Source organism: Pseudomonas brenneri (assembly GCF_007858285.1).
GTDB lineage: Bacteria > Pseudomonadota > Gammaproteobacteria > Pseudomonadales > Pseudomonadaceae > Aquipseudomonas > Aquipseudomonas brenneri.
The window spans coordinates 197,021-221,052 of record NZ_VFIL01000009.1 but is presented as its reverse complement, the minus strand read 5'-3'; the positions used below and the strand labels follow the sequence as shown (position 1 = coordinate 221,052).

The following is a 24,032-nucleotide window of genomic DNA, read 5'->3' as shown; positions in this document are numbered from 1 at the left end:
TAGCCTGAACCTTGTCAGTGCAGAGGGCTCGTGGGCTACATCGCAAGCGCTAGGTTTGGCTCAAGTGATTCCCCACTCCTTTTCGTACATCTGATCGGTATGTAGCGAGCGTAAGCCAGAACCACGCGCTAGCTCTTAGCTTGCACCGGTGTTAATCGTATGCCTATCCTTCACACCAAATGAATGCCTCGGCGTGGAGCATGTCTCATGCTTTTTAGTGAGGCGGAACTGCTAATAAAGCGCCACTGCAATAGCGCTATAATGTAAAACAGGAGCTGCAAATGGAGTTGGTTGATCAGTTCAATATTAGTGAAGAGGACGCTTTGCTGATTGTTACCGCTGTTGCAAATGGCGCGATGAATTTGCTGTTGGGGGCTGGAGGAAGCATTGGAGCTTTCGGCGGAGATGGCGTTGAACTCAAGGGCGGCGCGGGTTTAGCTAGTGAGTTAAACGAAAATTTTAAGTTGGGACTGGATGATTCAGAGCAATGGAATTTACCATTGGTCTATGGGGACCTTGAAAGCTCTCCTAAAAATAAGCCAATTTTGAATAGTTTTCTGAGTGGCAGGTTTGTTGGGTGTAGACCAACTTGGCAGCGCGTGCTCCACGACCTACATTGGAAAAGGATTTGGACATTAAATATCGATGATATTCTTGACAGGTCAAAGATACGCGGCTCAATACCGAAGCTTGAATCTTTTCTTTGGTGTGAGCCATATAAGCCACGTTCTCTAGAGAAAAAAGAGCTACAAGTTGTCTACCTTCACGGAAAGGCATCCAAGTTATCAGAGCAACCGGATCATCTTATCTTTTCGCTAAAAGAATACGCTTCCCGTAATGAGAGCACGCCTGGTTGGCATGCAGAGTTTAGATCGGAATGGGTAAAAAAGCCGTTTATCGTTTGCGGGGCAAGGCTTCAAGAAGAGGTTGATTTAATAACTGTCTTTGAGTTTGGGAATCGGTCCAGAGATCGAGGCGGCTGTCCTTCTGTAATAGTTTTAAATAGCATGACCGAAGCACAAGTTACTCGATTTGCTCGCCAGGGACTTATTCCAATTGCTGCGAACGGAAAGGATTTTTTTGAGGCGTTGCTGAAGGACCTGCTTGATTGGAAGGGGCGCAATCCAACTGTAAGTAAAGAATTTAAGGCTGCTCGTGAAGAAGTCAGAGCTAAGTTTAAGCAGCTTACGCTGGATATCATTGTCCCAAGGAAAGTATTAGATTTTTACGCGTCAGCGGAAACGCAGTGGGTTCATATACTTCAAGACTTAGATGCTCCACTATTAGCGGCGCTGCATAGCGCACAGTGGCTCACAGAGACTACTACGAAACCAGCTGTTAAACTTTCATTAATTTATGGCGGATCTGTAAGCGGGAAATCAGCCGCTGCACTTCGGGCAGCGAAAGAACTAATAGACAAAGGCTATGAAGTTTGGTTCTTTAGAGGCGAAGAGCGTTTTAACGATGCTGACATAGTTGAGTATGCAAAATCGACTAAGGTAGCGTTCATCTTCGACGACTGTGCAGATTTTTCAAGTTCATTGAAGTCATCTATAAACCTCGCAATAGAAAACAAGCATGATCTTCGCATTGTTGCTACATGCGACTCTCACAGAGTTCGCGCCGTGAGAGCTGACGTAATTGGTGCGGATCGTTTGGAATGCTCGCTAGAGCCGCTTGTCAGAATAGATTTTGCCAATATTTTTTCAAAGCGAAGCAGCAAAGGCCGATTGGGAACGCGCAGCACTTTGACTATTAGTCAAGCATGGAAGGACTTCAAGTCAGATTATTCGGGGCAATTGCTTGAGTGGTTGGAAAGTTTAGAGAATGCTCACTCTTATCGAAATGCAATTGTTGAAATGCTTGCGAATCCAAACTCATTGCCACATGGTTTAATAGAACTGATAGTAGCCGCCGCCGCAGTTCACCGGTTCGGGTACTCTTTACCGTTCGACTTGGCTGATAGTTTCCTTTCAAAGGGAAAGCTAGAGGATGTTTTCGATCAAGACACAGCTATAGGACAAATCGGCTATTTAGATGATAGGGGGTTAAGGCTTCGCAGTAGTGCGTTTTCTGACTTTGTATGGGGTCAAATTGGCAGGGGTGAAAAACATAAGATTTCATTAATTATTGTGCGCGCACTTGCGCCACTGGTAGTTCCTCAGACTATAGCTCGCCGGACTTTGCCATACCTAATCATGCGCGCATTAATGGATCATGACACAATCGAAAAAGATATGGGGCCTAGTGCAGATGCTTGGTACTCTAGCTTAGAATCCGTATGCGGTTGGAACGCAAGATTTTGGGAGCAGAGAGCACTATTGGCAAGTAATAAGAGCCAGGAAATTCTTGCATATTCCTATGCAAAAAAAGCTGTAGCACTGCTTGAACATGACCCATTTCCGCATACTACTCTTGGTAAAATCTGCGTAAGAATAGGGATAGATCGAAAAGATTCAGTTGGCGTCGAGCGCTTCTGGGAAGGAGTGAGTGAGCTTAAAATCTCCAGAGAACTTTCCACGCAAAACGGATTGGAGTGGGAGCATCCTTACATTACCTTCTTTACCTACGCGCTTCGGGCTATGAAGTCTCCTCACTTTAGCGGTGAGATGGATGCGTTATCTTTGCAATGGAAGAGTTGGATGAAGGCCGCAGAAAATGCCAAGTCGTTAATTTTTGATGACCAAGGCAAATCTTCGTTAGAAAATTTTCAACGTCAATGGATTCTGAATGCCGTAGCAGATTAAAAATAGTCTATTAAGTCCGGTTGGTCGCAGTTAAAGGTCGAAAGCAGCCATAGATGAATGTCTGCTTTTGGCCGATTTCTGCCGTTTGGTATGCGCCAGCGACCTAACAAAACTTAACCTTTTTTCAGGTCGAGAACTTGTCAAAGCCTGTCATCGGGCGATCACTGAAACCTGACAAAACCTGACATCGGATCGAGTGCGGGACCAGGCTCGATGTTGACATCAGGTCGGCCTGGAACCGGTGGCAACGTTCGCCGCCTGTTAGCAAAAATTAGTCCCTCGGGAGGTTGGCCAGCCTGTCGCCCTGTTAACAATTGTCAGGGTGGGCGGGCGCCTTAGTGATAGAGAGCCCCTAGATTCATGGTAACCATGCGAGATGGTTACTTTTGGTGGTTACTCGGGCGGTTACCGGATCAGTCGGATGATTGGCAGGAGGTGGATACCGGCAGGTTTAGACCCGTCGCGAACATTCGGTGTCTATGAAAGACTGGGCAATTCTTGGCTCTATTCATATCTCTCAGCTCGATAATCTAGAGACTGAAGTCGCCTATCAAGCTCAATCGTCGGCTCAGCTAGAATCAAACGGTCCAACAGCTTGGGAACCCCATAGAGATTGTGAGTACTGCCCGGACCATAGAGGCGCCACAACAATGTCAGCGTTTCGCGAGGAAATTTTTCCGGACATTCTGATCGCTCTAATGCGAACACCCTTCCTGCCCCTTGAACCTGCGTGACATAAGGAAGCAGTTGAACAAGTGCTTCGGGGAAGGCGTCTCCTGACTTGATTGCTAGATTCGCGAAGGGGCCGGTCAGCGTGCTTTCACGCAGTACGCGCTCTCGCGGCCATACACTTTCAAGGAGAGGGCTTATGCTTGTACGCCATGCTTCAGCTGGGTCACCTTCGATCTCTGCAATCCACTGAGTGAGTAACTCCACAACGCTTTCTCGCAACGCGGCTGAACAGCTACGGAGAGTGTGAGCAACATCCGCTAGGTTGATACCCCAGGCCTCAAAATCACTGTCTTCACGAATTATTGATAACGCTGGCGCAATGATCTTTGCCGCGGCGGCCTTAGTCTGATGATTCGATGTTTCAACCTCTAAAAGGCCTCTCAAAATGTGTGCGGAGAATTTGCTAGAGACTGATCTCGAGGTACGAGGTTGGTTTACTAATACCGCCCGCAACCCTTGCCCCTCATCGGTTGTCTGGCCAAGGGCGTCATCAAGGTAACTACAAATTTTATCGTTCGCTACGGCGACTACAAACGACAGCGAATTGACGAAAATCGCTCGTGCAAATGCCCCCTGCTTTCCTTTCGCGTGAACAACATTTTCCATCGACCTGAGATGACTCTCCGTCACCGCACCAAAAGCTTTTTGCGCAGCCTGTATGTCAGAGAGTAATGCTTCAGCTAATCTGCCGGAGGGTGAGCTTATCGCATCTTCATAAAGCTGCCCCCCGAGCTCCAATGGTTCTGTGCCTTGTCCGTTGGCGATTAAGAATAGTCTTTGCCACCACGTCGATACGCTATTGCTTGTTGGCCTAGGGGTAAACGCATAAAGGGTTGCCAGGCGTTCGATCACAATGGCCAGAAACGCAGGTTCAGCGTGTTCCAAGCGTTGAAAAAATCGAGTGATAAGTTCTGAGGTCGTCCCGTTGCTGGTACTTGGTGGGAAAGTCAAGGCACCTATCAAATCGTTCCACAGTGGTGCATTCATTTCGTCAAGGGGGGCATTTCTCAGTGTGTCGAATGCACCCTCCGGATCACCAATACAGTAGGCGCTCCAGCCCATTCTTTTCTCGATGTCGAAGCTTTGTATAACTGCCTGCGCGATCTCGAGACGCTGGTCGCTTGCAACCGAAATAATTGGCTTGGCATCGCCGACAATTGTTCGAACGCCGCTTGAATAAGATCTAAAGAAGTCACGCTCCTCCACGTCCCGATCGAGATAGCCGCGACGTTTTAAAATTGCTGACAGTTCCTGGGTTCCTGTATCAGACAAAACTCCCGCTGCTTCCAACATCTTCAGGCGAAGCCATACATCAGAGTCACGAGCATGGCTTCTCCAGTCGATCTGCCCCTTGTCTACGGAATAGCGTTCGAAGTATTTTTCGCCCTCACTCAGCACCCGCTGCTCGAGTGCTCTGACCAACGTTTGACTAGCCTGAGCGGCGCGTTCGCGTATCACCAAAAGAAGTTCGCGCTTCACCTGCCAAAACTGAGCAAGCGACAAAGCGTTGAGCCCGCTAATTGCCTCGTCTGCTGTAAAGATAGCTGCGTTCCGATGTGCGTGAAGCCATAGGCGTACAGCTAGCATTCCTGGCATGAGCCGCCACTCACCAACAATCTGCCGAGCCATATCTACATCCGTTTTGGCAACCTGCGGCAGAAGACGCGCGAGAATATTTACCAGGAGTATAGGCCCGTCATGATGCTCATTCTGTGCATGAGGTTCCACTGAGGGAACGGCGGAGTCAGTGCTGTCGTAGTCAGCCTCAAGCGCCCCGCAATCGATGCATAATGCGAGAAAATCCCGAAGCTTTGCGGTCGCTAACTTCATTATCTTTGCTTGCTGTGGCTGCGCCAGCAATGCATCTACCAACTCAGTGGAACCGCCAGAGTCTCGTAGGTCAAAGGTTGGCCGAATCAGATCCGAGATCTGCTTCGGCATCTGAACGCGTTCTTGTTCCGGAGGGAATGCTCGCGCGCCTTCGAGGCGAAGGACGGGGGTAATTAAATCAACTGCTGCGAGGAGATCGGTATGAAGAACCACCGCGCTGCTAAGGCGCGCTTGCAGGGTGTAAATTTGGTGCTCTGCCTCCAAGCGGCCAGAGGACGGCGGATTAGCAGCTAGGAGACGCCATGCGCGTATCCATAGATCAGGCAATCCACTTGCGTTATCAACACGATTTGCTATCTCGTTTGCGAGCGACTTGCCAAACGTCTTCATCCATTTAAGGGCTAGCAAGTATCGATCTCGAGACTCAAAGTCCAAAGTAAGCCAAGCAGCCAATATCCAAGAGGATTGATCGCCATTCCAGAGCTTACGTTCGAGGAAAAAATCAATCCATGCCGAGTCTTGAATCGAATTGATTGCAATAGAAGCTAGATCATTTTTACTTTTGAACAGCCAGCAGATTTTGTCGCGCTCGGCTTGGGTGCTGGAACCGCAAGGTTGGGAAAGGATCATCTTCGCCAACGCTTGTCTGGTCGAGCGGGGGCGCTCTACTAGGTCTGCTAATTGGCCAAGGTCTTCCCATAACGCTCGATGACCGAGGCGACCGGTCCTTAGATCCAAGGTTTTTTCGTAGCATATTGGTTCGACTGCGAGAGCTTCCCAGCGTGCGTCCGGAGCGTCTCGAGCTTCAACTGCGTCTAGAGCATAAACAGGTCGTAAATCCGGAAAGCGTTCGCGGTCCGCTTCTAGGACGTTTAGAAAATAACGTACTGGTGCGTCCCCTGCGCTGTAACCCACTAAAACTACTGTCTTGCAGCGACATAAGTCGAAAAGAAAGCGAGAAGCCCATCCTGACCGCATATAGGCATCGCCATAGTCTGCACTCGTTACTACTAGCGGCGTCTGGTGCAGCCCGATCGCATCGTCTGCAATGCGTCCGTGGAGGTGAATGATCCCCCGAAAGTCAGCGCTTCCTGGCGCGGGAAGATCCTGTCCAGCAAAACTAAGCTTCTGTACGTTTACGATGTTGTCAGCGTGATGAAGTGCCTTTTCAAGCATTGTGTCGAAGTTAGTTGTGACTATTAACGGATTGTTATCGATGTACCGCGATAATCGCAAAATCGTAGTGTGATTAGTGAAATCGGGAGGCTTAGGTGCCTGCAGCAGGTCAACTAGCGCGCGTGTCATATCCCTTGGATTGACGATCCGACGGCTAAGGGAGCCTAGTACCTCTTCGAAGCGGCCTGCTTCTGATGATGCAAGTTCGGACCGACTCTGCTTCAGATTAAGTCGGTCAAAGCATTGTTGGACTAAATCTCCAAAACCTGGCAGCTGTGGCGCGCTTACACCTGCCCCGCACAAAAAGACCACCTCTCCAGCCAGCAGGGCGTCTACCAATGTTTCGGGAAATGCAGGTCCTTCTTCAGAAAAACGGATGCTCACGAGGTAGGGCCTCTAAGTAGTAATGCCGCTTCGGTCGCTACTCTCATTGCTGATCATCGCGGGCGAGGTGGTCAGCGAGACAGACGATTTGGTCTGAGTGAGACCATATCGTCTGTTTCGATCAGTCAGTTAAATGGAGCTGGGGCGTATGTCCGTTCCGTTCTGAGTACCCGAAATTCGGAATTTTTGGGTTTCTCCTGAGCTTACCTCGGCTGCCGTTTCCTTCACCGGCTGACCAATCTGCATTGCACAGAGGCCGTTGCCTTCGTCATCGCCGGCGATGCCAACGATATGCCGACCTGGCTTGACCTTGAATTTAACAATTTCGCCGGTGTCGATGCGGGCGACCTTTTTTCCGTCGATGAGCACGGTGGCCAAGCAGCCGCCAGACGCCCAAAAACCATTGTCTCGACTAACTGCCAGTATCGCACCACCAGGGAGGTCTGACTGATAGGCGTAGACCCTGTCGGCAGGCACCCGCTTTGCAGAGCCAGGCTCTACTGGTGTGCTTGAACATCCGGCCAGTAGTGCGAAGGTGACGGTGGCGAGCAAAATCCTGTGCATATTTCTTCCTCCGTGGTTGATAGATCACTTTACACCAGCCCCCCCTACATCTGGTCTTCGGCGTAAATGGCAGCACTGATGATCGCTCCGCCTACCCGCCGTTTGCCGTAACAGAGCGGCACCGGGTTACCACTTGCCGTGGTGTTCTTGGCGCTGCCGAAGGCGTACCCGGGGGTGTTCTCTGGTGCGGCACTGGTCTTGAGGCCGCCGGCCTGCGGGCTGAGCATTTGGATAACACCTCCAGCAGCGAGAGCAATCCCTGGGGCAAGCGTAGCGCCGTTGGTGAACGGACTGGCCACGATTAACACAATTCCGATGATGGTCTGAAGTATCCCTGCACGCTTGCTACCGGTGATCACGGGGACGACCCGTATCTCCCTGGCTCCGCCGAGTGTCAGCTCGGATTCGCCTACGTTCTTCCTGTTGCGGAAAATTGCGAACTCCAGGCCGATAGAGCGCGCTCGGGCGATGTCGCCCAAGAACCCAGGGTGATTTACATCGATTGCTCTCAATGCCTCCCTCGTATCGCCATGAGCGGAAAGTGCATAGGTGTGTCTCCTTCCATACTTTTTGGCCAAAGAGCCGCTGAGTAGGATGGTTGTTTTTGGGGTGTACTCGATCGCGGTCATACCCGGTCCTCTGCATAGATGGCGGCGCTAATGATCGCACCACCCCAGCGGCGACGGCCGATGCAAAGAGGCACGGGCAAGCCCGACGCGACGGTGTTTTTCGCACTACCAAAAGCATAGCCAGGTGTGTTCTCGGGCGCGGCGCTGGACTTCAAACCCTGGGCTTGCGGGCTCAACATCTGAATTACGCCGCCGGCGGCCAAGGCGATACCCGGCGCAAGGGTTGCACCATTTGTGAAAGGGCTCATTACGATCAGTACAGCCCCTATGATCGTTTGCAAGATACCGGCCCGCTTACTGCCGACGACCACGGGGGCGATGATGATGTCACCATCGCCTTGGTAGTTGAGCTCACTCTCCCCGATGTTTTTCTTTCCTCGGAAAACGGCGAACACTAGTCCGCGTGACTTGGCGTTTGAGATGAATCGCTCAAGGCCGGGAATCTGCACGCACAGCGCCTTCAAGGCTTCCGCAGGCGTCCGCACTGCAAGATCGTAGGACCTGCCGAACTGCCGGAGCTGCCCGTAGAGTTTGATGGTGGTCATAGGGGAGTTATCGAATGCTGTAGCGGCCATGGGGCCTCCTATACGGTGATCGAAGGGGCAGATAGCCCAAGGCGAACGGCGAGCAGTGCGCGCGACATATGCGCCTGGTCGATGGTCAGCTGTTCCTGGCGCGGGTCGTAGTTCCACACCCGGTTGTAGATCGTTTCGCTTGCCCTGGCGCCGCGGAATGTTCCCCGCATAAGGTCCGCCGAAACCCGTGCTTCTTCCTCGGTGAAGTAGGGACCGTCGATGGTCACTTGCTGGCCATTGCGGACTTGCTGGACCTCCCACACCAAGTAGCCTGCGTCTGGCCCTTGAATCAGTTCGTAGGGTTTGAATTTCTGCGTGTTGCATGCGTCGGTGAATCGCTCCTGATAGGTGGGCGTATGGCCCGCCGTGGTGGTGTCTTGATCTGTCATGGTTTCCTCTGTACGCCGCTGGCGCTGGTCATGGGCTGGCGCCCGTTGTTGTTGCTCTGTGTCGCGCCACGTTTTCGTGACTCGCAAAACGTGGCGCGGAAAATGGTCATTTGCTGACGATGCTCAGGACGGGCGGCAGCTTTGGGCCGAACGGTGCGCCAGGGGCGAATGGGTCGGGTAGTTGGTCTTCTGGGCATTCCCTGATGAACTGGATCATGGCGGCGTGGCAGGCGCGATACAGCGGGCCACCGGCGCCCCATTCGTTGCTCTTGCGGTCGGCGCTGTCCTCTAGCTGGGATAGGTAGGCCACTCCGCGAAGGCTGGTGTCACCGTCTGCGCCGGGCTGTTGGCGATGTACTGGGTTGACGCCCAGCAGGTCGCACACCTGGTCGAATCCCAGCGCCTGCGCCAGCCCCTCACGGTCGAACATCAGTGATTGGCCAAACCCCGCAAGTGCGCTCCACGCTCCGCTGCGGGTTGCCTCCTGGTGTTCGCGGGCCTGCTCCTCCAATTCCGCAATGGCCTGTCGGGTGAAGGGGAGGAATGCTTTCAACTTGCCTGCCTGCCGGCGAAGCGCTCGCCGCTCGCTGCGGATAACCTCGAGCTGTTCAGCAATGGCGCGACAGATGCGCCGGGTTGTAATGAGCTGCGTGGTGGCGCTGACGCCTGGTTTCAAAGCGATGGTGCATAAGCGGGTGATAAGGCTGGGCGTCATTGGTGCGCCTCCATAGGTGTGGCGTCGTAGCTGGCGCGCAGATTGGCGCCAGCCGTGCAATAGCGGCCGGTGGGCGCGTAGCAGCTCCGGCACACCATGATGTGGTTGAGGTATTGGTCACGGGCTTGACGCCATTCGGGCGTGGCGGTGGCGGCATTTGCGTGTGGGCTTGTGATGAGTCGGTGAGTGCGCTCGACAGGGTTGGCCAGCACCAGGCGCGGACGAGGCCGGTTATCCACTTTTGGCGAGTCGACCCCAGCGATAGCTGGCGGCATGTGATCGAGCAGGCCGGAAAGGAGACTCATGGCGTCACCTCGGTCTGATCGCTGGTATTCCAGTGTTCCTGTGATTTCAAAATCACCGGCAACAGCGGCAACAATGGCAACAGCCCCGTAAACCGTGGCCTCCAGGCGTTGCCCATGCTGCCAAACTGTTGCCACCGGTTTTTTACCGGCAACAGTGATAACCAAATGAAGGGAAAATGTGGGTCTCTTATGTTGAAAATGAGGTGTGCGTTGCCAGTTGTTGCCACTTTTTTTATAGGGTGGCAACGTCTGTAGGCCACGCCACACAAGGCCGTTGCCGGTGTTGCCACTGTTGCCAGTGATTCTAGGTTCCTGTGAACTTGGGCAATCTGGATTGCTGGTCTTTGAGTGACGTTCATGCGCCACCGCCTTCACGATCCATGATGTCTGGGTCGATCACATAGAGACGCGCCTGGCCACCACCAGGGAGTCGGTAGTTTTTGGTTTTACGCTCGTTGTCACGGCGTGCGAGGACGTTAGCGCTCTCCAGAGCCTTGATGATGCGAGACAGGCCATAGCCGTGCGCCGCCTCGATGAGCGCCGGCTTGTTGAACAGGTACAGGCGATTGGTGCCCACCAGCTCCCAGTAACCGGCCCGGTTGAACACCTTGGTGTCAGGCGTTTGATCGTCGACATCTGAAAAGCGGCTGCTACCGTGGCGGTCGATAAAGTCCAGGATGCCAGCCAGGATCTGTCGGTCTTCTGCGTTGCCGCTGCCCACCCTGCTGAGCCATTCGCCGTACAGCAAGCGGCAGTCAGCTAGGGCGGTACCCGGCACCCATGGCAGCAGGCCGTAGGCGATGGCCATCTCGCCGGCAAGCGCGATGACAGCAAACCGATCAGCCACCCGGCCTGCCTGGGCGTTGTCTTCCACAAAGCTGGCGCGTACCCCGGCGAAGTCTTCCAGCAGGCCGGCCCGGTCGTCGCTCTCGAGCAGCTTCTCGACAAAGGCTGGCCCGAGGTGGCCGTGGTGGGCGCCGACCGCCACGGTGAGCTGCCGGTGAAAGTCCGCTCCCTCAAGCCCATGCAATTCGTCAAACGCCCGGTGTGTCCGAGTACCGGCGTTCACGTCGACCATGCGCAACTCGGCGCCAGCGTGGGCGGCATTGCCTGATATGGCCGCGTGTTCAGAGAGTGAGCGCTCGCCGCTAGAGAGTGTCAGCAGGCGCCAGCTCAATTTGGCGCGGCCTTCGCGCTCACGGGTCATGGTGCCTTTACCCTGGCCGTTGGCAAGGGAGTAGGCCATTTCCTGTACGCGCTTGGGGTCGGCGCGCTTGATCTCATCCAAGGGCAGGATGGTGTCGTTGCGGCTCGATGCTTCGATCTCCAGGCCACCCTTGGTCATGTCCCAACTGGCGGCGAACACGCCCGGGTCGCCCCATACCGACGACCCGATCAGTTGCGCCAGCGACTTGCCGCTCGAGCTATCGCCCACCAGGTGAACACCACCGCCCAGCACGCCCACCAAACTCAGCAGTGGGCCGGCCAGTGAGCAGCCGATCGCTAGTGTCAGCACCGGGTTGCCCGCGCACTTGGCGGCCACCTCCGATTGCCACAGCGCCAGCTCGCCGCGCCGGCTGAAAAGTACCTGAGCCTTGTTGCTGGCCTGGTACCGCACATTGGCGCTGCCGATAGTCCGCCCAGGCAGCACGAACGCTCCCGATTCATGCCAGCCCGGCCGGCTGGTGGTGGCAAACACTTCTGCAGGATGCTGGTCGAGCAGGTACTCCATGAACGTGCCGCGCTTCTTCAGGGCAATGATGACGCCCATCCCGAACAAGGCGCGCCGGGCGTCCTCGCCGCTGCCGCCGAACACCTCCATGGCGATGATCCATTCCTTGATGCCGCCCTCAGTTACCAGGCGCAGCAACCGCCCCTCGCTGCCGTCGTCGCTGTTGGTGGTTCGGGCCACGACTGTGACAGGGCTGGAGATCCACTCATCTGTGATTGGCCGGTCGCCGGTATCGCCCTCGGCGTCGTCCTGGTCAGCGGCGGCGCGCTTGAAGCTATGCCAGTAAACGCCCGGGCGCAGCTTGCGGCCCTTCTCATTGATCACCCAATGCTCATACACCGCCCAGCAGGGGCGATCTGGCGCAATGGTCGCGGCGTCCGGCCGAAGGTTGATCACGTTAGTGTCAGGCTTGGACATGGGCGAGTTTCCAGTTGGCGAGGTCGTTGAAGTCGGTGAGGTGCTCGGGAGCGCCTTCCGGCCATTCAGGGAAAGCCACTTGGCCACCCACGGCCGCCGCCGCTGCGTTTGCCGCTGCGCGACCCGGGTTGCCATCGGTGAGTCGGTCGTCGTCGCCGGCGATGACGATTGGTTGGCCCGGGTAGCGAGCGCGAAGTGCCATCGCCGCCGGGATCAAGTTGCCCGCGTTCATGGCAGCGGCAACGACATAGCCGCCGTGCTGGTGGAGGCTGGCGGCCGTCGCCCACCCTTCGCAGATGCAAAGAACAGAACCTGGCTCGATGATGCCCAGCGGTGAATAGGTGCCCTTGATACGGCCGCCGAACAGGAAGCGCTTGTCTCCCTCCTGCCCGATCCTTTGCAGGTTGACTAAGCGCCCATCTAGGTACAGCGGGATCAGCAGGTCAGCGCCACGCTGGCGCAGGCCGTAGGGCCGAACCGCCTTGGCTACCAGATACGGGTGGTCGGGTGAGGCACGGCGCGTATTGCTCCACCAGTGGTTGGCCTTCTCTGTTGCCTGCTGTTGGCGCCGGTGTTGCTCGGCTTCGCGCTGGCGCCGGGAAAGGTCAACTCGCTCGCGGATCTGGGCCGCTTCGCGGGCGTCCACTGGTTCGCGACTACACCAGGTGCTGGCGCCGCCGGCTTTCCAACTGCCGAACGCGCCGGACGCGATACCGTCAGTAAACAACGTGTACCAGCCATTTGAGGAACCGGCCTTGTCGCCTGGGACGTGAAACCGGTGAATGGTGCCGTCGGGCTCTGGTAGCCAGTCGAGAGGGCCATAGACGGCCTGGAGCGCATCACGGAACAGGATCGTTGCGTCAGTCATGCGGCCCCCTTCGGCGGGGTAAACCGCTTGGCCAAGCTCTCCAGTTTCTGAGTCAGGCGCTCCAGCTCATCACAATGGCGGCCTTGGTCGCCTTCCGAGATACGCAGCTCCAGGAAGCCGACCAGGGTTTCCACCAGCAGCACATAGCTGGCGCTGTCGATATGAGCGCCAGCAGCGGGTGGGCCGCCACTGCCCTTGCGTTTGATTGGGGTCACGTTACCCATGGCCGACCTCCCGGCGATTAGCGCCAGCAAAGGCCCGGCAAACTTGACCGTTGTTCACACCGTGCCAGCGGGTAATGTCGTCGATTGAATCAACCAGGCAGGCCGTCACCTGGGCGTCAGCACTGCGCATAACAACGCGCCCGCACTCAGCGTCGGCCTCGGTCAAGAACGGTCCCAGCAATGCCTTGGGCACCTTCGGGTGCGTGATGTAAAACAGTTCGGCGGCTTTTTTCAGGCAAGCCGATCCCGTCGACGCAGATGCGCCGTTTTGAATTTTCATGCTTAACCTCTTAGGTCAGTGCGTCGGCGGTTCGCGTGAGTACGCGGTGGACAAAATGTGGGGCTGATAAAAAGGATCGAATGTGAACGCATGTGCTGGCTCATAGGGCGACCTCGCGGTATTGCTGAGCGCCGCCCAGGTCGTCCGATCCGAATAGGGCTTGATTGACGGCCTTCCGGCTTTCCAGCATCAGATCGTGTTCATCATGCGTGCCGACTCCCGCCGCCACCCAGTCAGGCAGTTCCTTGCGGCGCCGCATCTCGTTCAAGTGCGTCCACCACCGGGTAGCGTGTGTGCGCTCGGCAGAAATCACCTCGGCCACTTCGTTGCTGCGCAGGTCCAGCAGGTAGTGGGGCAATGGCGATTCCTTCTGCGCCTCGGCGTTCGCATCATCCAGCTCGTTTTCCATGTACTCGCACCACTGATAAACCTTGGTGTTCCAGTCGCTTATCTCGAGGGTGCCCAACTGTGCGAAAGCGTGAGGTGTACTGTCTTCGGGGAAGGTCTCAAGCATCAGCGTGAAGATTGCGCGCACGCTATCGAAGGCGCTGGTCACTTCGTACAGATCCTGGACGGCAGTCTCGGCGATTGCCTTGTAGGAGCGGCTCATTGATCACCTCCGGCGCCCAGCGCAATACACCCGGACAGCGCGGCGACGATTTGCTCGCGGTTGCAGTCGGCGGTGTTGGCGCCGTCAGCGGCTAGGTTCCACGCGACATCTACCAGATTGCGGACGTGCTGACTCGTACCCCTGTCTGCCAATGCGGCATAGAGAACGGCCTCAACCTTGCGCAGGGCGATCTGGGCGCTCTCGAGATCCTCAAGCGTGTCGTGGGCGATTTCTCGGATGGTGCGGGCGGGAGTATTCATTGCGCACCCTCAGCAGACTCCAGGGTACGAGCGATGGCCATGTGGGAGTTGTAACGGGCGAGGCGAACGGAGAGTGATGAGTTTGCGCGGAGGGCGCTCAGGGCCATGCGGCGGTGAGCAAATGCGCGAATTGCGGATGGAATGAGGGCGTGTTTCATCGGTGTAGCTCCTTCTGCTGAGGAGCTGCCACGTTCGTTACCAAGCGAATGGGTGGCAGCTGTGCGCAGGTTGGTAAACCGGGGCAAAAGGAACCCGGCAGGCACGAATGCCTCCCACGCACAGCCGCCATAACACGTAACTGCGGGCACAAAAAAAGCGCCTGCAATCGTAATGGGGGCGCTGTTGCGCCTTTTGCTGATCGGGTTACCAAGCCCGGTCACTGAATTTGCAGTGACGGGCGAACCATACCGACGAGCACGATTGCTTGCAACAAAAGATATCGACCGTTTATCGCTGATCATGAGAATAGCCGTCATGGGCGGAAGTCCTCAGAATCGAGTGGCAGCTTCAGTTGTTCCCTCAGATGAGCGACATGCAGATACATCCCCGGCTTGTCATATCGCCAATGGGCCAGCCGGCGACCGCTGCTGCTGGCTTCCTCCTTGCGAGTCTCCAACGTCTGGCAGGCGTGCCCATACCGAGCTTCGCGAAACGCCATGATGAGGCTCGCTTTCAGTTCCACAACGCGGTCGGTATTGCGGGACAACGACAGCAGGAAGAACGCTTGATCTTCGTTCAGCAGGGCGAAGCGCTCCGGCCTACCACCGGCAGTTCCGACCAAGGGTTTCTCCGTTTGAAAAGGAACAACCCCGAACTCTTCAAATTTCGCCAGGTAGCGCTCGATAAGCGCCATCGAGTTCTTGTGTTTGTTACCCAGTTGCTCAGCCAGCAAGCGGCTGTCCACACGAGGTTCGCCCTGGTAATCGGTAACGGCGATGCGCGGATTTCCCGGACCACCCTCACCCATCGGCTTAATGATCTTGGTCGTCATGACGCCACCTTCTGCACTGGACCAGTACTCAGGTAGTAGGTCGCAACCTTCTGGTGCTCGCGGCCTTGGTCATCCTTCAGCGTACCCAGGTGGGTAACGATGCCGTGCCCCTGCGCACGCAGCTCAGATATTCGCGCACCAGGACGCAGGATGTTTAGAAACATGATGGCTTGGAAGGTGTTGATCGAACCATGCAGATGCAGGTAAGCCAAAAGGCGCATGCGCTGGGCGCTACCACTGGTGTCGCTGATGCTTTGCGCCGAGTAACTCTTCTCGGAATGCAGGATCTTTTCCATGTCAGGCCACCCCACTATCAGAGTCAGCTTCGGGATGGACGAATTGATGGCGGCAAACTAAACGACGATTAAGCACCAAAGCGTTTAAGGGTACAGGAAGGGGTAAAGCCGCTTTTTCAAGACAAAGCGATCCTGTCCCCGCGTCAGCGCAGAGTTGATTGGTCATCATGGGTTAAGCCTCCTGACTGAGCAGGAAGGATTCCACAGACTCAGGCTCCCAGCGGACTGAACGACCAAAACGGATCGGTTCAGGGAAGCCTGGAGTTTTAGACCAGCGCCACCAAGTGGAACGGCTGACCTGATAGCGGGCACAGAGCTGAGCTGCGGTTGCGCGAGTGCCAGGGATCGGCAGGTTGGGTACATCAGTGATGCGGGCGACATTTGATGTCATTGGTGATTTCTCAATAAACCGAATTGAAAAACCGAGAGGATCGTCCTGTAGACCACCCGTACCTGTGAACAGGTCAAAAGGTGGCAAGTCATCGGAAAGAGCACCACTGCATAAAAAACCAGTAGCGCATTATTCCCTCCGGTACTACAGTCCGCCCGAGTTTACCTTTTACGGTAAATTCATCGAAGCCCGTCAAAATGCTTCTCCCTCGGCGTTGCGTGCTGGCCTAGCCGGTATGCAGAGGACGTTAGAGCGTCCTTTTCCGAGCAGCCCCTGGAGGTCGAAGACCAGGGGCTTTCTTTTGTCTGCAATTCCAACTGTCAGCGATTCTAACAGCAAACTCTAACCAACAATGTTCGATGGCGTTTCATTTGTTGGTAGAAAGCTCTAGGCGTGGTCGCATGGTAACGGGGCACCCAAAAAACACCAAACAGTTTTTTGCCGACTATGTGTGGATTACTTGCACTGTTCCACATGGAACAATCTCCCAACTACTGCCCAACATGTACCAACACGTACCAACACGTCCGTTTACGTTCGACTATGTATTGGGGAAAGCGCAAAAAATATCCCCCTACCGTTTGTCTGACCGCTCTAAATGCCCTAAGCATGGGGGTCTCAGGGGGGGCGTATGAGGGCCTCAATAGGTTCCAGCAATGATCATGCATAGATTTGACGGTGATATTCTGACGATAATTGCACCAGTGTTTTGTCGTGCGCGCCACGAATCACAAACTAAGCAAAACGTGGCGCGGAAATCGCACCCGCGCTTTGTAATAGCAGTGTCGCGACACAAAACGTGAATTAAAAAATCGTGTCGCGACATATCTCGCCAGCTCAAAATTCCAAACTAACAACGTACCGTATTACTAAACGTTGTTTATTCCCGCTTATTCCCGCTTATTCGCTGTTATTCCCGATTATTCGCAGTTTCAGGGTGTTTTAAGCAGAACTTGCGGAACTGAAAAGTGCTGTAGGCCGCGTACTACGGGGATTCAGCAGCGGACTGCTGGTGGTGCCCTGCGTGCGACAAGATTGGGACATGGGGGCGGGGATTTTCTTTTTCAGATTCGGGTCAGTTGCACGACATTACGACATTCCATCGGGGTTTTTCTTTTTCCGGCGCGAGATGGAAAGCACGTTGCCCGTATCAGTGACCTCCCCCAAAGCCTTAGCCAAAGCTCGGTCAAAGAGCTCGATAGCTTTACGTTTCTCTGGCAGCGCTGCTTCGGGATTGTTTCGGTAGTGCCGAGAGACGACACCTGTCTGGCCATGAGCCTGAAGGAGATCTGACAAACGATCATCAACACCGTGCTTCTGCATCAGCTGTGTGCAGGTCCGGCGCAGGTCTCTCGGGGAGAACGTCGGGATCTTCGCACCAGCGATTAACGCGTGCTTGGAATCCAGCCAGTCTGCAACGGCATGGGTCGGACTACTGATCACAAAGGGCTGTTTACCGTGTGTAGTCCAGGGCCATGGATGATCACCATTGATCTCCCGCACTTGCCGCATTATGGCAATGGCTCGATCGGAGAGCGGTACCAAATGCGGCCGGCTCATGGTCTGACCACCTCGCCCCTTGCGGTGAATTAATAGCACCGTGCCCGCGTCTAGATCGTAGTCCCCCCAAGTGGTTTCGATCAGGTTCTTGATCCGCTGACCGCCAGTTGATATGACAAACTTGAATAGCAGCGCCATTACCGGACCAATTCCGCCTGTACTCTGAACCGTCTCCCAGAATTGCTTAAGCTCAGCATCAGACAGGGCTCGTTCGACAGGGGCCGAGACTTTATCGACCTTCACCATTGCTGCAGGGTTGATCTCAAGGCTATAGGTCTTCGCATTGGAGCGACCAACCACACTCTCAGCCGTGAGCCCATGGTTGAATGCCGCCACCAGAAACGAACGCATACGATCCGCCTGCACTTTGGAGCCGCGCTCCCAGATCGGGTTGAGAATGGTCAGGATGTGGTCAGCCCTAATATCTCGGGCCTTCATCCGCATTACCTCAGGGTGGGGCTCTTGCATGTTCGTCTTGAGCAGTCGTTCCAACTCCTTCACGACGCCAGGTGTCGCCTTCACGCGGCGCGACTCAATGTAATCCAGGAACAAATCGTGAAAGCTTCCGCGGGCCGCTTCAATTTCGGCGAGGCGGAAACGTTCTAGCCGTTCTGCTTCTTCTAATGCGGCTGTGGCTGCACGACTAGCCGCGGCCGCTACTTGTTGCACCGAAATGTGCTCCAAGTACTTGGCAATACCGCCAGCGGCAGCCGCCTCAACTGAAATTCGCAAAGCCTCACCCCGGATACCATCCAAGCTCTGCTCGTCTGTACCCACACGCGGCTTCTTCGCAAGCGTCCCGAGAGGCAGCCGCTTGTCGCTGTCAGATGTGCGTTCCCGATAGTAGGCCTGAATAGCTCCGGAAGCTTTACGTTCGAGCAGCAAAGTCCCCTTTCCGCGAGAGCCGACCGGCTCCGACTGACGAGTCTTTACCGCATAGGCTTCCATCTCGGTCATTCGCGTACGCTTAGCCATTCTTTCCCCGTTTTCCCCATCCGTTCCCCGTTTCTCATGCAAAGGTACGCTAACAGGTGAAACATAGAAAGACACCGAATTGACTACAGACCAAGTAAAACCTGGGCCAAGCAAAACAGGTGATACTCGATGAAGCGGAGCGAAGCCTCAGAGCAAACGGCTTGTAATCAGTAGCTCCCGGGTTCGACTCCTGGTGCCGGCACCATTTAAAAACAAAGGCTTGCAGCGATGCAGGCCTTTGTTTTTTGTCCCGTACGTAACAAGTCACGTAACAGGCCTTGTGGCGCGGGGGCGTAGAGCGATTCGGAGTGGAAAATGAAGCAAGGAAACTCATTGCCCTTACCCCGTTGCCCGCATTGCAACATCGCCAAGCCCTCGCTGAATTTCGGGGCCTCGATTACTACTGCTGATGATCGCGAAAGAAACGTGCGTAACTGGTATCTGTACAAGTGCTCCGTGTGCGGCGGAGTCACCATGGCAACCTCTGACGTTTTCGACGCGCGCAACGCGAGTATGAGCGATGTACTTGAGGTTTGGCCTGCCCCCCAGACTGTCCATGACTCTATACCCCAACGAGCCAGAACATTTCTGCAACAGGCCATTAGTAGCATCGCAGCCCCATCAGGTGCTGTGATGCTTGCAGCTTCGGCCGTAGACGCGATGTTAAAAGATAAGGGCCTAAAAGAAGGCAATCTGTACACTCGTATTGGTAAAGCATCTGCTGAACACCTTATTACAGCGGAGATGGCAGAGTGGGCGCATGAGGTTAGGCTCGATGCGAATGATCAGCGGCATGCAGACGAGGAAGGCCCCATGCCAGATGAGGCTGATGCCCGTAAATCCATTGAGTTCACACTCGCTTTAGCTCAGTTTTTATTCGTTCTGCCGGCTCGCGTCGCTGATGGTAGAGCGCGAGCATCGAAAGGATGATTTCTGAAATCTGCACCCGCAAAGAAAAGAGTGATAAAGGTGACATCAATTTCCGAATCAAGCTGTAAGCCATACACCACAAGGCTTTGAGCGAAATTTGAGAAAGGTGATATCCGAAGTCCGGCAAACCGTGGCCTCCAGTCCGCTTTCAGCCGCATATTGCTTTTATCACTATTTTTGAAATGCCCACCCTCTGCCTAAGAATCGCTATTATCTTTATGGTGTTTTCTCACAGCCTCTGCTTACATCCAGCAAGCATCGACCCGCGTCCAATGCAGTGCGCCTAATCGAAATGGATCGGAATGGCTGCAGTCCAGGCAAAGTTTGGGTTGTATCGGAATTTGTCTCTCCGCGCTCATACACAGTTACCACCTCAAAAAGACCGTTCACTTTTTCGAAAACTACCGAGCTCAAGCGTTTTCAAAACTTTCCCCCAATGAAACCGGGAGTTTCAGTCCCTCCCCGCTCCTAGCCGCCCGCTGCACAGCAGTGCAACTGCATTGCACATACCTTCCAAATTTTGCAATCTGTGAAACTGCCTATTGCCCGCAGAGCGTCCCGGGGCGCCTGGGCTGCAGTTCCGTTTGCGCTGCATTCGGATTTGCACAAAAAAACGACGCAAACCCCGTCGGCGGGAGTGGGATAAGTGATTTCTCGTCGTGGTTTTCTTTCTCGCACTGTAATTTGTATGCTCCAATCCATGGTATTGGAGTGAGGCTAATATGGAGGGGTACATGAGGGATCTGGGTACTGCTGGCGAGTTGGCTGTTCAAAAGTGGTGTGCACTATCAGGGATCACAGCAACAGAACCGGATCTTGATCGCTATGGCTGGGACTTGCTATTTGAAATCCCCAGCATTCATGACGTAAAAACCGCAAGAGGCCTACACGAACCGGGCATTGAATGTAAGGTTCAAGTAAAGTCAACGGATGGAATTACGCGTACTCAGTCGATCGAATTGAGTAATCTTCGTGCAATGGCGACAAGTTCGCTCCCGACCTTCTATCTATTATTGGAATTTAATAGCACTGCCGATCCAGTTGTCGGATATTTGCTTCATATGGATGAGTATCATTGCGAAAAAGTTCTTAAACGAATAAGAAAAGAAACGGTAAAGCCAGGAGGCTTTCGACTAAACCATTCAAAGATGAATTTAAAATTCACGAGCGCGATGAAGATAACACCTCTTGATGGAGAGGGGCTTAAGGCTGCCCTAGCCAAATCCATCGGAACCTCACAGGCATCCTATGTAACCAATAAGCAAAATATGCTTAGCCGCATAGGTTACGAAGACGGAAATTTTAAAGTCAAATTCGATATAGACAAAAAAGACATTCAGCAATTCGTTGAGATGACCCTCGGCACCCGCGCCAGCTTACCCATAACTAATTTCAAGTCTTTCTTAACAAGATTCGGCATTACCGAAGAACTACCAGAATTCAAAAGTGATACAGCGCTAATATCTGTAACCAATGTGAAATATGATTATGAGGGAAAGGCCACCTTTAGAAATCAAAGTACCGGCGAGTGCATCGTCTATAACGTTAAAGTCTATCGAGCAGGATTTGGCAACTGGGCGCCTCCTGAGAACCGCACTATACGCTTGAAGGCTGACAGATTTAACATTGACGTATACACGCATAAAAACTCATTCAAAATCTGGTTTCACGATGGTGACGAAAGCGCAGCAGACATTAAGGATCTTCTAAAATCTTATAGATTTATGCAATTGATGAGTGCCCCGAAAAATATTATTATGGAGCTTTTAATTGACAACATAGATTTTAAGGGAGCCCTTAGTGGTGACGGCTTTAGCGGAGGCTTTGACTATGCAATTCAAACACTTGAATCAACACTTCGCATCCAGCATTTTTTTGACCTGTACGATCGCCTTCTTGCTACACCCATTGAGATAGAAAGCATTGCTGACAGACTTATAAATCTCTCAAAATTTCTATATTTGCCAGATTCAAAAATTGATATGACAGTAGAATTTTGCATACATGGGGCGAGCAGAAAGATATTAGAGGCCGAATGTATTCTCCCGGTATCCATAAGTTATGGCGGTACTCAGTTTGTAGCGCTTTACGCTCTAAGTGGAGTTCTAGACAACATAAGTGATGAAGCTTACGTATTGCGCGCAAAACAACGAAAACTACTATACAAGACTTACTTCAACTCGCCCATCTCGAAATCATCGGAAGTTTTCGATCAAATTCAAAGAGTCGCAAGCGAGTATAGAAGCGAAGTAACAGTGATTGATCTTTCAGATAAACTTATACTACCTAAAATCAAAGATTAAAAACAGCATTAGAATTAGCTCGCCCCCCAAAAGCCTCTTCCTCTACAAATCGGCCTGCAAGGTTATCGTTTTCAACTTAATACCAAGTTGCGCCGAGCCCCAAAAGGGGACGCATTTATTTATAAAACAGGCGGCCTGCCTCTGGCCATCTGCTGTCTGTTGTCATGGCGGCTCTTCGAGAACTCCGGCCTATTCTCTAAACGTTCGAATTCAGGAGGCTCACAATTCGTATGCGTCTCTGAACCACTTACGTGACCGACAATGTGCTCACATCTAAAAAGTCCAAAATACGAGCGCCATAATTAGCTGATTTATTTATAGTTACTAGTTTTTTTGGGGGGAGGGGGGACGCCAAATTTTCCACCCACTTCCAGACCCGCAGAAAACCTAGCCGCCCCGAAATATACCGTTCGTCTGATGCCGAACCATACAAAACAAAGCCCCAACATATATGTGGGAGCTTTGTTGTTTCTGGGGATAGGGTTTGTGAACACCACTCTCACCTCCCCCCCCCCTCCTTTCTTCGCTATTACCTGGCTAGCTTCGAGTGCATAACTTCTGTACTCCATGTATCCCGCCGATATTCCGGAGAACTGTTCCACCAGACAAATCCTACACCCTACAAGTTGCACCCCATAAACCATCGCGCTAACCTCCCTCCCGTCACTGCTCACCAGTGACCGGGCGTGGAATCCCGAGTAAGAAGACGCTACAGCGTCGTCAAGCAATCAGCGGGCGCTTTTTTTGTGCCTGCTTTTTGTGCTTTTTGGCGGCTGTACGTGGGAGGCCCCGTGCCTGCCGAGTCGCTTCTTCTCGGATTCCAACCTGCGTACAGCTGCCACCCTCATGCTTGGAATCGTGACTGGCAGCTCTTTTTGGTTGTACCAAAGGAGCAAGCTTATGCCGTACGAAAAAACCTCAAGACACACTGCACTCCCCGCTTATGACCTTCCGCATTCAGGAGGCCAACAATGAGCACCCCACCCCAAGCAACCACCCTCGGTGCCGTAACCTTCGCAGACTGTGGCGAAAGCAAACACGATATGAAGGTCTTCCGCGTCAATGCCGGCATCCCCTTCCAGGAAGCCCTTGAGCACGCATCGCACCTGCTCTACTACGCCAAAGTGCTATCACTGGATGCCGCCATGGATGTAGACGGGGAAAAGTACGCGTTCTCTTCGCACTATCTGGGCGAAATGGGTAAAGCGATCCTCGATGATGTGCTCCTGGCCATGCAGCCCGAGGGGCCTGAGCCGCAATAGGCCGTTTGCGCTCGATGCGGTGCATCGGGCGCCTAAATCCGCTTCAGCCAGTCAGGCTGATTTTTTCAAAAAGTACCGACTCGGCACCTCCCCCAACACCCGCCTGAACACACTCGTAAACGCACTCGAACTGCTATACCCCAAATCAATCGCCACCCGCGTCACCGATTCCCCATTCCCCAACCTCACCACCGCCGCCAACAGGCACGCCTGCTGGCGCCACTCCACAAAGCTGATACCCGTCTGCTGTCGAAACAAGCGGGTAAAGGTGCGGCGGCTCATGCCGAGGCGTTGGGTCATGTCGTCGATGCCGGTTTCCAGGGATGGTTGTTGCAGCAGGTTGCGGCAGATGTGGGCCAGGCGGGGGTCGTTGGGGATTGGGGCATTGAGTGAGAGGGCGCGCATGGCGGCTATTTCGTCGAGTAGCAAGGTCATCAGATGGCCTTCGCGGTGCTCCTTTTCGTACAGCGGCGGAAGGTCGACGGCGCGGGTCAGCAGTTCTCGCAATAAGGTCGATACGCCGAACACCTGGCACTGCGTGGGCAGGTTGAGCCGGGTTGCAGCGGGGGTGCGGATGTAGGTGTTGAGCATGGTCACCGGGCCGCTCATGCTCATTTCATGGGCAACACCTGCCGGGACCCAGATGGCGCGGTGTGGCGGCACGACCCAGTTGCCTTGTTGGGTGAAGACGGTAATAACGCCGCAGGCGGCGTAGGCAAACTGCCCGCGTTGATGGGTGTGTAGCGCAAAGTGCTGGCCATCGCGGTAGTCGTTGGCCGTGACCACGGCGTCGCGGGGGGTGTTTTCGTAGGGGTCGATGTCAGTTTCGCGCATGGCCCGAATTTAATGATTTATGACCTGATAGTGCAAGCGAGCCATCACGCCTA

24 protein-coding genes are annotated in these 24,032 nt (G+C 54.1%); 4 read left to right on the top strand and 20 right to left on the bottom strand.

Annotated features, from left to right (window positions below):
- Nucleotides 1-281 precede the first annotated feature (281 nt).
- Nucleotides 282-2,747 carry a P-loop NTPase gene (locus FJD34_RS20515; protein ID WP_090292745.1) on the top strand — a complete coding sequence of 822 codons (2,466 nt, stop codon included), beginning with the start codon at nucleotides 282-284 and terminating at the stop codon, nucleotides 2,745-2,747.
- A 504-nt stretch (nucleotides 2,748-3,251) separates the two neighbouring features.
- Here the strand turns inward: FJD34_RS20515 and FJD34_RS20510 are convergent.
- The 19 genes from FJD34_RS20510 to FJD34_RS20420 all read right to left on the bottom strand — a co-directional run bounded on the left by FJD34_RS20510 (nucleotide 3,252) and on the right by FJD34_RS20420 (nucleotide 18,632).
- A complete protein-coding gene (locus tag FJD34_RS20510; protein ID WP_090292743.1) occupies nucleotides 3,252-6,869 on the bottom strand; it encodes an SIR2 family protein in 3,618 nt (1,205 codons plus the stop codon).
- Nucleotides 6,870-6,998: 129 nt separating this feature from the next.
- Nucleotides 6,999-7,433, bottom strand: a complete 435-nt coding sequence (locus FJD34_RS20505; RefSeq protein WP_090292741.1) for a hypothetical protein — start codon at nucleotides 7,431-7,433, stop codon at nucleotides 6,999-7,001.
- A gap of 44 nt (nucleotides 7,434-7,477) precedes the next feature.
- A complete protein-coding gene (locus tag FJD34_RS20500; RefSeq protein ID WP_069868864.1) occupies nucleotides 7,478-8,062 on the bottom strand; it encodes a tail assembly protein in 585 nt (194 codons plus the stop codon).
- Nucleotides 8,059-8,637 carry a tail assembly protein gene (locus FJD34_RS20495; RefSeq protein ID WP_090292737.1) on the bottom strand — a complete coding sequence of 193 codons (579 nt, stop codon included), beginning with the start codon at nucleotides 8,635-8,637 and terminating at the stop codon, nucleotides 8,059-8,061. The genes FJD34_RS20500 and FJD34_RS20495 overlap by 4 nt, the downstream gene beginning before the upstream one ends.
- Before the next feature lie 8 nt (nucleotides 8,638-8,645).
- Complete coding sequence (locus FJD34_RS20490) at nucleotides 8,646-9,026, bottom strand: hypothetical protein (RefSeq protein WP_090292735.1); 381 nt, start codon at nucleotides 9,024-9,026, stop codon at nucleotides 8,646-8,648.
- Between the two features lie 106 nt (nucleotides 9,027-9,132).
- Complete coding sequence (locus FJD34_RS20485) at nucleotides 9,133-9,741, bottom strand: hypothetical protein (RefSeq protein ID WP_090292733.1); 609 nt, start codon at nucleotides 9,739-9,741, stop codon at nucleotides 9,133-9,135.
- A complete protein-coding gene (locus tag FJD34_RS20480; protein ID WP_090292731.1) occupies nucleotides 9,738-10,046 on the bottom strand; it encodes a hypothetical protein in 309 nt (102 codons plus the stop codon). Before FJD34_RS20480 ends, FJD34_RS20485 begins: the two co-directional genes overlap by 4 nt.
- A complete protein-coding gene (locus FJD34_RS20475; protein WP_146552264.1) occupies nucleotides 10,043-10,405 on the bottom strand; it encodes a hypothetical protein in 363 nt (120 codons plus the stop codon). The genes FJD34_RS20480 and FJD34_RS20475 overlap by 4 nt, the downstream gene beginning before the upstream one ends.
- Entirely contained in the window at nucleotides 10,402-12,195 is a 1,794-nt protein-coding gene (locus FJD34_RS20470) for a DUF927 domain-containing protein (protein ID WP_090292730.1), read from the bottom strand. The genes FJD34_RS20475 and FJD34_RS20470 overlap by 4 nt, the downstream gene beginning before the upstream one ends.
- Nucleotides 12,182-13,063: a toprim domain-containing protein gene (locus FJD34_RS20465; RefSeq protein WP_090292728.1), complete on the bottom strand. Its 882-nt coding sequence runs from the start codon at nucleotides 13,061-13,063 to the stop codon at nucleotides 12,182-12,184. Before FJD34_RS20465 ends, FJD34_RS20470 begins: the two co-directional genes overlap by 14 nt.
- The gene (locus FJD34_RS20460) at nucleotides 13,060-13,287 is read right to left on the bottom strand and encodes a hypothetical protein (protein WP_090292727.1); all 228 of its coding nucleotides are present in this window, start codon (nucleotides 13,285-13,287) and stop codon (nucleotides 13,060-13,062) included. Before FJD34_RS20460 ends, FJD34_RS20465 begins: the two co-directional genes overlap by 4 nt.
- Complete coding sequence (locus FJD34_RS20455) at nucleotides 13,280-13,567, bottom strand: hypothetical protein (RefSeq protein ID WP_090292725.1); 288 nt, start codon at nucleotides 13,565-13,567, stop codon at nucleotides 13,280-13,282. The genes FJD34_RS20460 and FJD34_RS20455 overlap by 8 nt, the downstream gene beginning before the upstream one ends.
- Before the next feature lie 100 nt (nucleotides 13,568-13,667).
- Nucleotides 13,668-14,177 (bottom strand): hypothetical protein, encoded by a 510-nt coding sequence (locus tag FJD34_RS20450; RefSeq protein WP_090292723.1) that lies wholly within the window; start codon nucleotides 14,175-14,177, stop codon nucleotides 13,668-13,670.
- Entirely contained in the window at nucleotides 14,174-14,437 is a 264-nt protein-coding gene (locus FJD34_RS20445) for a hypothetical protein (protein WP_090292721.1), read from the bottom strand. The genes FJD34_RS20450 and FJD34_RS20445 overlap by 4 nt, the downstream gene beginning before the upstream one ends.
- The gene (locus FJD34_RS20440) at nucleotides 14,434-14,913 is read right to left on the bottom strand and encodes a hypothetical protein (RefSeq protein ID WP_146552262.1); all 480 of its coding nucleotides are present in this window, start codon (nucleotides 14,911-14,913) and stop codon (nucleotides 14,434-14,436) included. Before FJD34_RS20440 ends, FJD34_RS20445 begins: the two co-directional genes overlap by 4 nt.
- On the bottom strand, nucleotides 14,910-15,428 hold the full coding sequence (locus FJD34_RS20435; protein ID WP_223232734.1) for a Rha family transcriptional regulator: 519 nt from the start codon (nucleotides 15,426-15,428) through the stop codon (nucleotides 14,910-14,912). The genes FJD34_RS20440 and FJD34_RS20435 overlap by 4 nt, the downstream gene beginning before the upstream one ends.
- Nucleotides 15,425-15,724 (bottom strand): helix-turn-helix domain-containing protein, encoded by a 300-nt coding sequence (locus FJD34_RS20430; protein WP_090292719.1) that lies wholly within the window; start codon nucleotides 15,722-15,724, stop codon nucleotides 15,425-15,427. The genes FJD34_RS20435 and FJD34_RS20430 overlap by 4 nt, the downstream gene beginning before the upstream one ends.
- Nucleotide 15,725: 1 nt before the next feature.
- A complete protein-coding gene (locus FJD34_RS28105; RefSeq protein WP_157695996.1) occupies nucleotides 15,726-15,893 on the bottom strand; it encodes a hypothetical protein in 168 nt (55 codons plus the stop codon).
- Nucleotides 15,894-17,204: 1,311 nt separating this feature from the next.
- Nucleotides 17,205-18,632, bottom strand: coding sequence for a tyrosine-type recombinase/integrase (locus tag FJD34_RS20420; RefSeq protein ID WP_157695995.1), 1,428 nt, complete (start codon nucleotides 18,630-18,632; stop codon nucleotides 17,205-17,207).
- A 333-nt stretch (nucleotides 18,633-18,965) separates the two neighbouring features.
- Here FJD34_RS20420 and FJD34_RS20415 point away from each other — a divergent pair, with 333 nt between their 5' ends.
- The 3 genes from FJD34_RS20415 to FJD34_RS20405 all read left to right on the top strand — a co-directional run bounded on the left by FJD34_RS20415 (nucleotide 18,966) and on the right by FJD34_RS20405 (nucleotide 23,145).
- Nucleotides 18,966-19,580: a DUF4145 domain-containing protein gene (locus tag FJD34_RS20415; RefSeq protein WP_090292716.1), complete on the top strand. Its 615-nt coding sequence runs from the start codon at nucleotides 18,966-18,968 to the stop codon at nucleotides 19,578-19,580.
- A gap of 734 nt (nucleotides 19,581-20,314) precedes the next feature.
- A complete protein-coding gene (locus tag FJD34_RS20410; protein WP_146552260.1) occupies nucleotides 20,315-21,883 on the top strand; it encodes a hypothetical protein in 1,569 nt (522 codons plus the stop codon).
- A gap of 971 nt (nucleotides 21,884-22,854) precedes the next feature.
- Nucleotides 22,855-23,145: a DUF3077 domain-containing protein gene (locus tag FJD34_RS20405; protein ID WP_032856614.1), complete on the top strand. Its 291-nt coding sequence runs from the start codon at nucleotides 22,855-22,857 to the stop codon at nucleotides 23,143-23,145.
- 51 nt (nucleotides 23,146-23,196) lie between these two features.
- Here FJD34_RS20405 and FJD34_RS20400 read toward each other — a convergent pair whose 3' ends face one another.
- Nucleotides 23,197-23,979 carry an AraC family transcriptional regulator gene (locus FJD34_RS20400; protein ID WP_032856613.1) on the bottom strand — a complete coding sequence of 261 codons (783 nt, stop codon included), beginning with the start codon at nucleotides 23,977-23,979 and terminating at the stop codon, nucleotides 23,197-23,199.
- Nucleotides 23,980-24,032 lie beyond the last annotated feature (53 nt).